This is a genomic window from Pseudomonas sp. Irchel s3f19, from assembly GCF_900187555.1.
GTDB classification, from domain to species: domain Bacteria; phylum Pseudomonadota; class Gammaproteobacteria; order Pseudomonadales; family Pseudomonadaceae; genus Aquipseudomonas; species Aquipseudomonas capeferrum.
Window position 1 is genome coordinate 508,086 of the sequence record NZ_FYDW01000001.1, and the last position, 14,310, is coordinate 522,395.

At 67.0% G+C, this 14,310-nt stretch carries 2 protein-coding genes; one reads left to right on the forward strand and one right to left on the reverse strand.

All coding sequences use genetic code 11. The annotated features are described in order from the left end of the window. Position 1: 1 nt before the first annotated feature. Positions 2–763 carry a thiol:disulfide interchange protein DsbG gene (gene dsbG / locus CKW22_RS02305; RefSeq protein WP_033699327.1) on the forward strand — a complete coding sequence of 254 codons (762 nt, stop codon included), beginning with the start codon at positions 2–4 and terminating at the stop codon, positions 761–763. A gap of 320 nt (positions 764–1,083) precedes the next feature. Here the strand turns inward: dsbG and CKW22_RS02310 are convergent, their stop codons facing one another. Then, positions 1,084–14,037: a non-ribosomal peptide synthetase gene (locus CKW22_RS02310; RefSeq protein WP_095063699.1), complete on the reverse strand. Its 12,954-nt coding sequence runs from the start codon at positions 14,035–14,037 to the stop codon at positions 1,084–1,086. Positions 14,038–14,310: the final 273 nt, after the last annotated feature.

Consider the following 14,310-nt stretch of genomic DNA (forward strand, 5'->3'; position numbering starts at 1 on the left):
CATGCGATTGACTGCACTGCTGCCCCTGTCCCTGGCCCTGCTGGCCGCCCCGCTGCTGCACGCCGAAGAAGCGCTGCCCAAGGCGATCCAGCAACTGCAAGCCAAGGGGGCCGTGATCAAGGGCAGCTTCGATGCCCCCGATGGCCTGCGCGGTTATGCCGCCGAGTACCAGAACAACGGCATCGCCCTGTACCTGACACCTGACGGCAAGCATGTGCTGGTCGGCAGCCTGTTCGACGAACAAGGCCAGGACCTCAGCGCCGCTCCGTTGGACAAGCTGGTCTACGGGCCGATGAGCAAGGCCATCTGGGCGAAGATGGAAAAAACCGCCTGGATCGCCGATGGCAAGGCCGATGCGCCGCGCATCGTCTACCTGTTCAGCGACCCCAACTGCCCGTACTGCAATATGTTCTGGCAGCAGGCGCGGCCATGGGTGGAATCGGGCAAGGTGCAATTGCGCCATATCATGGTCGGTATCATTCGCGAGGACAGCCCGGGCAAGTCGGCGGCGTTGCTGGCGGCCAAGGACCCGGCCAAGGCGCTGGCACAGCACGAGAAGGCCGGCAAGGCCAGTTCGCTCAAGGCGCTGGAGAAGGTGCCAGAGGCGGTGCAGAAGCAGCTGGAAGGGAACATGGCGTTGATGGAGGAAATGGGGTTGCAAGCAACCCCGGCGATCTTCTATCAGGATGAGCAGGGCAACCTGCAGAGCCAGCAAGGGGCGCCAAGGCCGGAGATGCTGGGGAAGATACTCGGCAAGCGGTAGTGCATGCCGTGGGTATTAGGTGGCGGCGCAGATCGAGCGCCGCCCGCGCGGCGCTTCGCGGGGCAAGTCGGATCGCCGCACCGCCGCTCCCACATCTGTTTCGGGCCAGTTATTCCTGAGGCATTGGCGCGCGGCCCCTTGGTGCCCGCCTCAATATCGCGTCGGACAAACAAGGCGGTCGCGCGCCAATAGCACAGGCCTCACTGGCCCGAAACAGATGTGGGAGCGGCGGTGCGGCGATCCGACTTGCCCCGCGAAGCGCCGCGCGGGCGGCGCTCGATCTGCGCCGCCCAACAAAACTCACGGCCTACCCAAAACCCCTACAACCCCTCCAGCTCCGCCATCAGGTCACTAAGCCGGTCAACCTTGTCATCATCCAGCGCACTGCCCTGCAGCCCCTGCACGTACACCGCCAATTCCGCCACGGTGCTGCACTCGAACATCGCCCGCAGCGGCACATTGAGCTGCAATTGCTTCTGCACCCGCGAGGCAATCTGCGTCGCCAGCAATGAATGCCCGCCCAGCTCGAAGAAGTTGTCGTGCACCCCCACCCGTTCGGCCTTGAGCACGTCGGCCCAGATGCCTGCCAGCACCGTTTCCAGCTCGTCACGCGGCGCCTCATAGGCCTGGCTGTGCTGGCCACCGATGTCAATGGCCGGCAGCGCCTTGCGGTCGAGCTTGCCGTTTGCGTTGTGCGGCAGGCTGTCGAACCAGCCCCAGTGCAAGGGCACCATGTACTCCGGCAGCGCAGCGCGCAGGCGCTGCTTGACCTGTTCGAGTAACGCCGCATCGGCGCTGACGCCCTGATGCGCCACCAGGTAGCCGACCAGGTGCTTGCCGTTGACGCCCTCCTGCACGCTCACCGCGGCATCGCGCAACTCTGGCTGCTCGTGCAGGCGCGCTTCGATCTCGCCCAGCTCGATGCGGTAGCCACGGATCTTCACCTGATGATCGATGCGGCCCACGTATTCCAGCACACCGTCCGGACGTTGCCGCGCCAGGTCGCCAGTGCGGTACAGGCGCTCGCCCGGTGCACCATGCGGGTGCGGGATGAAGGCCATGGCCGTCCGCACAGGGTCACCGACATAACCACGGCCCACACCGGTGCCGGCGACACACAGCTCGCCGACCGCGCCCAATGGCACCAAGGTCTGGTCCTCGCCGAACAGGTACAGGCGGTTGTTGTCGGTCGGCGTACCAATCGGCAGGTAGCTGCCGCGGGTCGACTCGACATCGACGCGGAAGAACGCCACATCGTCCGAACACTCCGCCGGGCCGTAGGCATTGACCAGGCCGATCGCCGGGTAACGCTGCAGCCATTGCGCGGCCAGCTCCGGCGGCATCGCCTCGCCGGTCGGCAGCATCCAGCGCAGGCCATCGAGGCTTTGATGATCGTTGGCCAGCATGCCCTGGATCAGCGACGGGACGCTCTCCAGCACGGTGATGCCGGTGGCCTGCACATGCGCCAGCAGGCCCTGCGGGTCATGGGCGATGGCATTCGGCACGATCTCCAGCCTGGCGCCGAACAAAGGTGCGGCAAGGAACTGCCAGACCGAAATATCGAAGCTCTGCGACGCGGTCTGGGCAATCACGTCTTGTTCGCTCAGGGCCAGGTAAGGCACCTTGCTCAGCTGGTTGTTGAGCATGCCGCGCTGCTCGACCATCACACCTTTGGGCAACCCGGTGGAGCCCGAGGTGTAGATGACGTAGGCGAGGTTGTCGGGCCCGCTGTGAATACCGGGGTTGTGGCTGGCGATGTTGCTGGCCTGGATGTCTTCCCACACCAGCAGCTTCGGCCGTGCCACGCCACCCAGTTCATCCAGCAATTGGCGACCCTGCTCGGCGCAAGCGGCGCTGCACACCAGCACTGGCGTGCGGCTGAGTTCGACGATGCGCTGCAGGCGTGCGGCCGGCAGGCCCGGGTCCAGCGGCAGGTAACCGGCACCGGCCTTGAAGCTGCCGACGATCATGCCCAGCAACGGCAAACTGCGCTCTGCCAGCAGCGCAACCGGCTGATCGACGCTGACGCCCGCGCCGATCAAGGCATGGCCCAGGCGGTTGGCCGCCAGGTTCAGGCCGGCGTAGTCATAGGACGCTTCCAGGCAGCGTGCCACGGTACGCTGCGGGTGGGCGGCGACCTGCGCCTCGAACTGCTCGACATAGCTCTGCTCCAGGGCATAGGCATGCTCGGTGCGGTTACAGTCTTCCAACAGGAAACGCTGCTCTTCGGCACCCAGCAGCGGCAGGTCACTGACCTCCCCTTCAAAACCCTCTACCAGTGCCAGCAACAGGCGCTTGAATTCGGCCAGCAAGCGCTCGACAGTCGGGTAGTCAAAGTAGCGCTGGTCGAACGACAGGTGCAGGCCCAGGTCATCACCCGGATAGCACACCGCCGTCAACGGGAAGTTGGTGTGGGTACGGCCCGAGTCCGAGCTGGCGTTGAGGTGCTGGGCATGGTCGAGCACCGCAGTTTCCACCGGCGCGTTCTCGAACACGAACAGGCTGTTGAACAGCGGCTGGCCCTTGGGCAGCTCGCTGCATTCCTGAATCGCCACCAACGGCAGGTACTCATATTCGCGCACTTGCATGTTGTGCTCGAGCAAGCCTTGCAGCCAGCTGCGTACACTGCGGCGCTCGCCTGCCGCTGGCAGTTGCACGCGCAAGGCGATGCTGTTGATGAACAGCCCGACGGTGCGCTGCATCTGCGGCATGCTCACCGGGCGCCCGGCCACAGTGACCCCAAAGGCCACGTCGCGGTCGCCGCTGTAGCGCGCCAGCACCAGGGCCCAGGCCGCCTGGGCGAAGGTGTTGATGGTCAGCTGATGGGCCTGGGCCAGTTCACGCAAGCGCACCCCGTCACTGACCTGCAGACGGGTGTAGCAGTCGCCGACGACCATCCCGTCACCGGCGTGGTCGTGGCGCAACGGGCGGTCACTGGGGACCGCGGTGGCCCGCTCGAAGCCGGCCAGGTTGGCCTGCCACCACTGGCGTGCCTCGTCCAGGTCCTGGCGTTGCAGCCAGCTGATGTAGTCGCGGTAACGGGGCGGCACCGGCAGCTGGGCCTGGCGGCCTTCGCCAAGGGCCTGGTAGACCTCGAAGAAGTCGTTCATCAGCAACGAGCGGCACCAGGCATCGATCAGGATGTGGTGATTGCTCATCATGAACCAGTAGCGCGCATCGGCAACCCGCACCAGGCGCAGGTGGAAGGGTGCTTCACAGAGCAAGTCAAAACCGGCCTCGCGCTCCTGTTTGTGCAGGCTTTGCAGGCGCCCTTCCTGGGCGCTGTCGTCGAGGCCGCGCCAGTCCTGATAATCCACGGCAGTCTTGCCTGGCTTGTGGATGATCTGCAGCATCGCCTCGCCGGCGTTCCAGCTGAACGATGCGCGCAGTGCCTCATGCCGCGCCACCACCGCCTGCCAGGCCTGGGCGAAGCGGTCGGGGTCGAGCGCACTGTTGATGCGGTAACGGTCCTGCATGTAGTAGATGCCGGTGCCCGGCTCCAGCAGGGTGTGCAGCAGCATGCCTTCCTGCATCGGCGTCAGCGGGTAGACGTCGTCGATCTCGGCGGCGGCGACCGGCAAACTGTCGATCTGCTCCTGGGTCAGGTGCGCCAACGGGAAGTCAGACGGCGTGAAGCTGCCGCTGCCGTCCGCAAGACAATGGCTGACCAGCGCCAGCAGCTCCTGGCGGTAGCCTTCGGCCAGGGTGGCGATGGTCTGCTCATCGTAGCGTTCGCTGCTGTAGGTCCAGCGCAACTGCAGGGCGCCGGCATAGACCTGGCCGTCGACACTCAGCCAGTTGGGCAGCGCTGCATCGAGGTCATGGGCCAGGCCCGCCGCGGCGTCCAGCGGCTGGAACAGCGCGTCGACGTCAAACTGCTGGTCGAACTGCCCCAGGTAGTTGAAGGTGATGCGTGCCTGCGGCAGCGCGGCCATGCGTTCACGCCCGGCCTCGTCGGCCAGGTAGCGCAGCACGCCATAGCCCTGGCCTTTGTGCGGCACCTGGCGCAGTTGCTCCTTGACCCGTTTGATCGAGCTGGCGCGCGCGGCCTCGTCTTCACCCAGCACCGGGCGCAGGCTCAGCGGGTAGGCATTGGTGAACCAGCCCACGCTGCGGGTCAGGTCCATGTCTTCGAACAGCCCGTCGCGGCCGTGGCCTTCAAGCTGCACCAGCACTTCAGCGTCACCACTCCAGCGGCACAAGGTACGGGCCAGGGCCGTCAGCAGCAGGTCGTTGACCTGGGTGTGGTAGGCCGCCGGCGCCTGTTGCAGCAACTGGCGGGTCTGTTCTGCATCGAGGCCGATGGCCAGGGTCCGGGCGTGGCGGTGCAGGTTGCCACCCTGCGGGTGATCACACGGCAGTTCGTGGCGCACAGCGCCAAGCTGGCCGTGCCACCAGTCCAGCTCGTCGCGCAGCGAGTCGCTGCCGGCATAGCTGGCCAGGCGCGCAGCCCAGTCGCTCATGGCATGGGTCTTGGCCGCCAGCGGCTGGCCACGGTACAGCGCCTGCAAGTCTTCGAGCAGCACACGCCAGGACACACCGTCGACCACCAGGTGATGGATGGCCAGCAGCAGGCGTTGGCTGCCCTGCCCGTCCGCCACCAGCAAGGCGCGCAGCAGCGGGCCTTGTTCCAGGTCGAGGCTGCGCTGCAGGTCGGTGTACAACGCCTGGCAGTCATCGAAGTCGGCGACTGTCGCGGCCCACAGCAACTGCTGAGGGGCAGGCTGGGCGTACTCGGCCTGCCAGCGGCCACTGGCCTGGCTGAAACGCAGGCGCAGGCTGTCATGGTGCTGCACCAGCGCGACCAGGGCCTGCTCCAGTGCCGCAGCGTCCAGTGGCTGGCGCGCCTGCAGCAGCACTGCCTGGTTCCAGTGCTGAGGCTGGGCCACCTCGCTGTCGAAGAACCAGTGCTGGATCGGCGTCAGGCCGCTGTGCCCCTGGCGCAGGCCTTGCTCGATGCCAGTTGGCGCGGCGCTCAGGCTAGCCACGGTGGCCAAGGTCTGGATGGTCTGGTGCTGGAACAGATCGCGCGGGGTGAACTGCAGGCCCAACTGGCGGGCACGGCTGACCACCTGGATCGACAGGATCGAGTCGCCACCCAGTTCGAAGAAATTGTCCTGCACACCAACGCGGGGAAGGTTGAGCACATCGCACCACACCTGCGCCAGCTGCGCTTCCACCTCATTGCTCGGCGCCTGGTAATGCTGGCGCGCCTGCTCCAGGTCCGGCAACGGCAGTGCGCGGCGGTCGAGTTTGCCGTTGCCCATCAGCGGCAAGCTGTCGAGCAGGACCAGGTGAGCGGGCACCATGTAGTCCGGCAGGTGCTGGCGGGCATCGGCCTTGACCGCTTCGCGCAGCACGGCCTGAGCCTCACTGCCGGCACCGGCCTGCTTGCACACCAGGTAGCCAACCAGTTGCTTGCCACCCGGCAGGTCGAGGGCCAGCACCACGGCCTCATCGACCTCTGCATACGCCTGCAGGCGGCTTTCGATTTCGCCCAGCTCGATACGGAAGCCGCGAATCTTCACCTGCTGGTCGGCACGGCCGACGTACTCGACCAAGCCATCGGTGCCCAGGCGGACCAGGTCACCAGTGCGGTACAGCCGGCCACCCTCGGCACAGAACGGGTCGGCGACGAAGCGCTCGGCGCTCAGCCCCGGGCGGTCGTGATACCCCTGGGCCAGGCCGGCACCGCCGACATACAGCTCGCCGATACCGCCTTGTGGCAACAGGGCCAGGTCTTCGTCGAGGATGTAGGCGCTGCGGGCGCCAATCACCCGGCCGATCGGCACGCTGCCCATGTCGGCCGACAGCGTTTGCGGGGCCAGGCAGGCCAGCGGCATGACCACGGTTTCGGTCGGGCCGTAGGCATTGAAGAACTGCTGCGGCGCGAACGCCTGGCGAATGCGCTGCAGGTGCTCGCCGGTCAACGCTTCACCGCCGGTGATCACCAGGCGCACCGGCAGCTGCTCGCCCAGCCCTGCCAGGTACTGGGCCAACTGGCTGCCGTAGCTTGGGGTGAAGCCAAGGATACTCACCTGCTGCTCACGCACCAGTTGGCAGATCTCTTCAGCGCCCCACTGGCCTTGGGCGCGGATCACCACGCGGGCACCGCACAGCAGCGGCGTCAGCAGGCGCTCGCTGGCGGCGTCGAAGTTGATCGAATAGAAGTGCAGCTCGCAGTCGTCGCTGCGCATGCCGAAGGCCTCGATCACAGCCTGGCAATGCATGGCGATTTCACCGTGGCTGACCACCACGCCCTTGGGCTTGCCGGTCGAGCCCGAGGTGTAGATCAGATAGGCCTGATGTTGCGGCAGGTTGAGGTTATCCAGCGCGGCATCGCTGAAGGCCGACAAGCTGGACGCATCGTCTTCCAGGCTCCAGCGGGCCACACCTTCAGGCAGCTCGCCAAGGGTTTCTAGCAGCGCGCGCTGGCCGAGCAGCAGGCCAATACGGCTGTCTTCGATCATGTAGCGCAAGCGGTCGAGCGGGTACTCCGGGTCGAGCGGCACATAGGCACCGCCCGCCTTGAGGATGGCCAGCAAGCCGATGACCATTTCCAGCGAACGTTCCAGGGCCAGGCCGACGCGCACCTGCGGGCCGACCCCGCGCTCGCGCAGGGCGCGGGCCAGGCGGTTGGCCTGCTGGTCCAGCTCGGCGTAGCTCAGGTGCTGGCCGGCGAAGGTCAGCGCCAGCGCGTGCGGCGTGCGTGAAGCTTGGGCGGCGAACAGGCCGTGCAAGGTCTGGTCGAGCGCGCCATGCTGCGCGCCCTGCAACTGGCCAACCAGCACCTGTTGCTCGTCGGGGCTCAGCATCGGCAGCTCGCACAGGCGCTGTTGCGGGTCGTCCAACAGGCCGGCCAGCAGTTGCTGCCAGTGTTCAGCCATGCGCGCGATGCGCGGCGCGTCGAACAGGTCACGGCTGTAGGTCAGGCAGCAGCCCAGGCGGCCATCGAGGTCAGTGACTTCCAAGTACAGGTCGAACTTGGTGGCGCTGGCGTCGTTGACCAGGTAGTCGACCTGCATGCCGGCCAGCTCCCGGCTTTGCTGGAACGCCCAGCGCTGGACGTTGCACATCACCTGGAACAGCGGGTTGTAGGCGCTGCTGCGCGGCGGTTGCAGGGCTTCGACCAACTGGTCGAACGGCAGGTCCTGGTGCGACTGGCCTTCGATGGCGGCCTGGCGCATCTGCTCCAGCAGTGCGGCGGCGGTCATGTGGCCGTCCAGCTCGCAACGCAGTACCTGGGTGTTGAGGAAGGCGCCGATCAGCCCCTCGCTTTCCGGGCGGATGCGGTTGGCCACCGGGGCACCGATGCGCAGGTCACGCTGGCCGCTGTAGCGGTGCAGCAAGGCCGCCAGGGTGGCCGTCATGGTCATGAACAGGGTCAGCCCACGCTGGCTGTTGAAGGCATGCACACGGGCCACCAGCGCCGGGTCGAGCTCGAAGCGGTACAGCTCGCCACGGTGGCTCTGCACTGCCGGGCGCGGGCGATCGGTGGGCAATGCCAGCACCGGGTGCTCATCGCCCAGGCGGGCTTTCCAGTAGGCCAACTGGCGCGCGCCTTCGCCGCTTTCCAGCCAGTGCCGCTGCCACACGCTGTAATCCAGGTATTGCACCGGCAGCGGCGCCAGGGGCGACTCGCGATCATCGACGAAGGCTTCGTACAGCTCGCCAAGCTCGCGGGCGAAGATGTCCATGGCCCAGCCTTCGGTGACGATGTGGTGCAAGGTCAGCACAAAGTAGTGCTCACGCTCCTGGGCCTTGACCAGGCAGGCGCGCAGCAGTGGCCCGCGCTCCAGGTCGAACGGCTGGTGCGCCTGGTCGTCTGCCAGCTGTTGCAGGCGTTGCTCGCGGGCCTCGGCGGGCAAGGTGCTGAAGTCGTGCCAGCCAAGCTGCAAGCCGCTGTCTTCGGCCACGCACTGGTACGCTGCGCCGTCGATGCTGGGGAAGGTGGTGCGCAGGGTTTCGTGGCGCACGATCAGGGCCTGCAGCGCACGCTCGAAGGCGTCCACGTGCAGGGTGCCACGCAGGCGCGCCATGCCGCCGACGTTGTAGGCGGGGCTGTCTGGCTCCATCTGCCAGAGGAACCACATGCGCTGTTGCGAGTACGACAACGGCACGGCCTGGCGGCGGTCGACGCGGGCGATCTCGCCTTGCAGGTTACGCTCGCCGGCATCTCGGATGCGCGTGATCTCGGCGCAGAAGGCGCCCAGCTCGCTGGCTTCGAACAGGACTTTGAGCGGCAGTTCGACATCGCACGCCTGGCGGGTTCGCGAAACGATCTGGGTGGCGAGCAACGAATGGCCGCCGAGGGCGAAGAAGTCGTCCTGCAGGCCGACACGCGGCAGGTTCAAGACCTCACACCAGATCGCCGCCACCTGTTGCTGCAACGCACTCTGCGGCGCCACATGCTCGCGCTGCTGCCACACAGGGGCTGGCAGCGCCTTGCGATCGACCTTGCCGCTCGGGCCCAAGGGCATGTGCGCCAGCGCGATCAGTTGCGCCGGCACCATGTAGGCCGGCAGCTGCTCGGCCAGAGCGGCCAACAGGGTGGCAGGCTCGGCCGCGCCGCTGTAGTAGCCGACCAGCTGTGCACCCAGCGCATCCTTGTGGATCAGCACCAGCGCCTGCTCGACACCAGGCTGCGCCAACAGGCACGCCTGAACCTCTTCAGGCTCGACGCGAAAACCGCGAACCTTCACCTGCTGATCGAGGCGCCCGAGGTATTCCAGCGCCTGGAGCTGGGTTTGCCAGCGGGCACGGTCGCCACTGCGGTACAGGCGCTGGCCGTCACCATCGGCCTGGGGCACGAAGCGCTCGGCGGTGAGGCCCGGGCGGCCCAGGTAGCCACGGGCCAGGCCCGCGCCGCCCAGGTACAACTCACCCGGCACGCCCGGGGCAGTCAGTTCCAGCTCATCGTCCAGCACGCGGCACAGCACGTTGCCCAGCGGGCGGCCAATCGGCGAACGCTCGCCGTCTTCGGCCTGACAGTGCCAGTGGGTGACGTTGATGGCGGTTTCGGTCGGGCCGTAGCGGTTGTGCAACTGCACCTGGGGCAGCACTTGCAGCACACGGTCACGCAGGGTCGCGGACAATGCCTCACCCCCGGAGAACAGCCGGCGCAGGCTGGTGCAGGCTGCGGCCTGCGGCTCCTGCACAAACACTTGCAACAACGGCGGCACGAAGTGCAGCGTGGTCACGCCATGCTGCTGCACCAGCGCAGCGATGCGTTGGGGGTCACGGTGTTCGCCGGGGCCAGCCAGCACCAGCTTGCAGCCGGTGATCAGCGGCCAGAAGCACTCCCACACCGAGACGTCGAAGCTGATAGGCGCTTTTTGCATCAGCACATCAGCGTCGTTCAGCGCATAGGTGGTTTGCATCCACTGCAGGCGTTCGGCCAGGGCGGCATGGGTATTACCCACGCCCTTGGGCTGGCCGGTGGAACCCGAGGTGTAGATCACATAGGCCAGGTTGTCGCCGTGCAGGTGCAGGCCTGGGGCTTGGCTGGGCCAGCTGTCCAGGTGCAGCTGGTCCAGGGCGATGGCGCTGACACCTTCGACCTGCGGCAGCTTGCCCAGCAAGGCGCTGTGGCTCAGCAGCAGGCTGGCGTTGCAGTCGCCGAGCATGTAGGCCAGGCGCTCGGCCGGGTAGTCCACGTCCAGCGGCACGTAGGCGCCGCCGGCCTTGAGGATGGCCAGCAGGCCGACCAGCAACTGCGGCGAGCGCTCGACGGCGATGGCCACGCAGGTGTCGGGGCCAACGCCTTTGTCACGCAGGTAATGGGCAAGGCGGTTGGCCTGCTGGTGCAGCTCGGCATAGTCGAGGCTGCCACCCTGCCAGGCCAGCGCAATGCGCTGTGGGGTCAGCCGAGCCTGCTCGTTGAGCTGTTCGACCAGCAGGCGCTCGGGCGCCGCGGCGGCTGCCTGGCCCCAGCCGAGCACCTGCGCGCGGCTGTGCTCATCGAGCAGTTGCACCTCGCCCAGCGCCAAATGCGGCTGGGCGCAGACCTGCTCCAGCAACGCCAGCAGGTGCGCGGCCAGGCGCTTGACGGTACTGGCCTCGAACAGCTCGGCGGCATAGTCGAAGGCCAGCGTCAGGCGGCCTTGATGGTCCTCTTCGCTATGCAGCTGCAGGTCGAACTTGGCTTCGCGGCTGTGCCAGGGCAGCTCTTCGGCAAGCAGGCCAGGCAAGCGGCGCAAGGCCGAAAGGTCGCGTTGCTGATGGTTGAACATGACCTGGAACAGGCCCTGTTCGCGGGCTTCTGGCAGGGCTTCGAGGAGCTGCTCGAAAGGCAGGTCCTGGTTGGCCTGGGCCTCGAGGGTGGCTTGGCGTGCCTGGGCCAGCAGTTGCTCGAAGGGCAAGCGGCCATGCAGCTGCGCACGCAGCACCTGGCTGTTGATGAAGAAGCCGACCAGGCCCTGGGTTTCCAGGCGCGGGCGGTTGGCATTGGGCACGCCGACACGGATGTCTGCCTGGCCGCTGTAGCGGTGCAGCACACCTTGCCAGCCGGCCAGCAGCACCATGAACAGGCTCGCCTGCTGCTCGCGGGCCAGGCCCTTGAGCGCCTCGGTCAGTTTGGCCGGCACTTTCAGGTTGTAACGTGCCGCACGTTTGTCACGCTGGCTGGCGCGGGGCTGGTCGGTGCACAGGTCGAGCACCGGCAGCGCATCGCCCAGCTTGGCCTTCCAGTAGTGCAACTGGCGTTCGGCTTCACCGTCGGCCAGCCATTGCCGCTGCCAGGTGCCGTAGTCGGCGTAACCCAGCGGCAGGGGCGCCAGGTCGGCTGCATGGCCTTGGCAGTGCGCAGCGTACAGCCTGGCGAATTCGTCGAGCAGAATGTTCAGCGACCAGCCATCGGCGACGATGTGGTGCAGGGTCACCCACAGCTGATGCTCGTCATCGTCCAGGCGCGCCAGGGTCACGCGCAGCAAGGGGCCTCGGCCAAGGTCGAACGGCTGCTGGGCCTCTTCCTCGCGGCATGCTGCAACCTGCGCGGGCGCCTGGCCTTCGAGGTCCAGCCGATGCAGGCTGAACGGCTGCTGTGCCAGGATCCGCTGCCGGGCCTGGCCGTCCTCTTCGCTGAAGACCGTGCGCAAGGATTCATGGCGCGCGACCAGGGCCTGGAAGGTCGCCTCCAGTGCAACGACGTCCAGCTCACCGCGCAGGTGCAGGCCGGCCGGAATGTTGTAGGCCGCCGATTGCGGCTCAAGTTGCCAGAGCAGCCACAGGCGGTTCTGTGCCAGTGATTGCGGCAGCGACTGGTCACGCTCGAGGGTGGCGATGCCGGCCGATTGTGCCCCTCCTTCGGCAACGATCGCCGCCACAGCGGCGCTGTACTCACCCAGCAGCGGGGCTTCGAACAGGGTGCGCAGGCCCAGGTTGATGCCCAGCTCATCGGCCAGGCGCGCCGTGGCTTGGGTGGCCGCGATGGAGTTGCCGCCCAGCAGCAGGAAGTGATCGTCCGCCGCCACGGCTTCGACCTTGAGCACATCACGCCACACGGCGGCGATGCGCGCCTGCAGGTCGTCGGCCGGCGCGCCGCTTGGGTGCTGCTCGCTGGCCTCCGGGAAGCGCGCGTAACAGTCCAGGCTGCCATCGTCCATGCGCTGGCGGCAGGCCGAGCGCTGGAGCTTGCCGCTGGAGGTCTTGGGCAGTGCGCCCGGGTTGAGTAACAGGACCACGGCCGGCGCCTGGCGGCAGGCGTCGGCGATGACCTGGCGCAAGGTCTTGATCAGCCCCTGGGGCTCGACGGCTTTTTGCACATTGCGGCTGACTTCCACCGCCACGCCGATGCCCTCCTCGCCCTGATGGTCCACGGCAAACACCGCTACGCGGCCTTTGCGCAGCACATCGACTTCGCGCTCCAGGGTTTTTTCCAGGTCTTGCGGGTAGAGGTTCTGGCCGCGGACGATGAGCATGTCTTTCAAGCGCCCGGTAACGAACACTTCGCCATCGCGCATAAAACCCAGGTCGCCGGTGCGCAGCCAGGTCTGGCCGTCCATTTCGACGAAAGTGCGGGCGCTGGCCTCGGGGTTGCGCCAGTAGCCCAGGGCGATGCTCGGGCCGCCCGCCCAGACCTCACCAACCAAGTTGTCGCCCAGCACTTCCAGGCGCTGCGGCTCGACAATGCGCACCGCATGCCCTGGCTGCGGGTAGCCACAGCTCATCAGCACACTGCCGCTACCAGGTTCGGCGCGGTTGGCGGCGAAGGCCTCGGCATCCACCTCCAGCGCGCCGATGCCCTGGCCGCGTCGGCTGCCGCTGACGAACAGGGTCGCCTCGGCAAGGCCGTAACTGGCGAAGAAGCTGTGCGGGTCGAAGCCACAGGCCTGGAACTTGTCGGCGAAGGTCGCCAGGCTGTCCTGGCGGATCGGTTCGGAGCCGGAATAGGCCACGCGCCAGCGGCGCAGGTCAAGCCCCGCCAGGGAGGCCTCGCTGACCCGCTCGCTGCACAGGCGGTAGGCGAAGTCGGGGCCGCCGCTGATGGTGCCGCCGTAATCGCTGATTGCCTGCAGCCAGCGCAGTGGCCGGGCGAGGAAGTAGCCAGGCGACATCAGCACGCAGGGCACGCCGCTGAAGATCGGCTGCAGCAGGCCGCCGATCAGGCCCATGTCGTGGTACAGCGGCAGCCAGCTGACGATGACGTCGTCGGGGTTCACATCGATGCCGAAACCGTGACGGATCAACTGCTCGTTGGCCACCAGGTTGCCATGGCTGACCTGCACGCCCTTGGGCAGCGCGGTGGAGCCTGAGGTGTACTGGAGGAAGGCGATGTCATCGCCGGCCAGGGCAGGCTCTTGCCAGGCATCGGCCAGGGCCGGGTCAAGGCCATCCACCGCCAGCAGCGCGGGGGCATTGCCCGCCGCCAGCGCGTCCAGGCCCTGCAAGCTGTCGTGCAGCGCGGCCACGGTCAGCAGCAGGCGCGGCTCGGCATCGTCGATGATCGACAGCAGGCGTTGCTGGTGATGGTGGCGCGTGGACTCTGGGGGATACGCCGGCACGGCAATGACGCCGGCATACAGGCAGCCAAAGAACGCCGCGACATAGTCCGGGCCGCTGGGGAACAGCAGCACCGCACGGTCGCCGAACCCTGCGCGGGCCTGCAAGGCAGCGGCGATGGTGCGCGCGCGGCGGTCCAGGTCCCGGTAGCTGAGCACGGCCTGCTCGCCGGGCGCATCGGCCAGAAAGCGCAGGGCTATCTTGTCCGGGGTCTGCGCGGCGCGTTGCGCGAGGGCCTGGACCAGCGAGAGCGGGAGTTCGAAGGCGTCCGTCATGGGGTGTTCCTGCCAGTGTCTGGTGAAGTCGGGCCGGCTGCTCCGCGAACGTCGGCGGGCAGCGCACGGCGGCCGGATGTACACAGGGGAACGGATGGGCAGGGGAAGAAATTAACCGGATTGCGCGGTGGCAGGCACGGCGAAAGGTGAACTGTTTCACGCGGGCTGCTTAGAACCGAAACTTACAGATACTAATTACGTTTCGTATTTGACAATCATTATCATTCTGAATAGCTTGTCGCACGTCTCAGGAAGCTTCCCAACGTTGGGTGC

Excerpts from the sequence above, each read along its gene's own strand:
- dsbG (WP_033699327.1), top strand. The coding sequence starts at position 2 with ATGCGATTGACTGCACTGCTGCCCCTGTCCCTGGCCCTGCTGGCCGCC.
- CKW22_RS02310 (WP_095063699.1), bottom strand. The coding sequence starts at position 14,037 with ATGACGGACGCCTTCGAACTCCCGCTCTCGCTGGTCCAGGCCCTCGCG.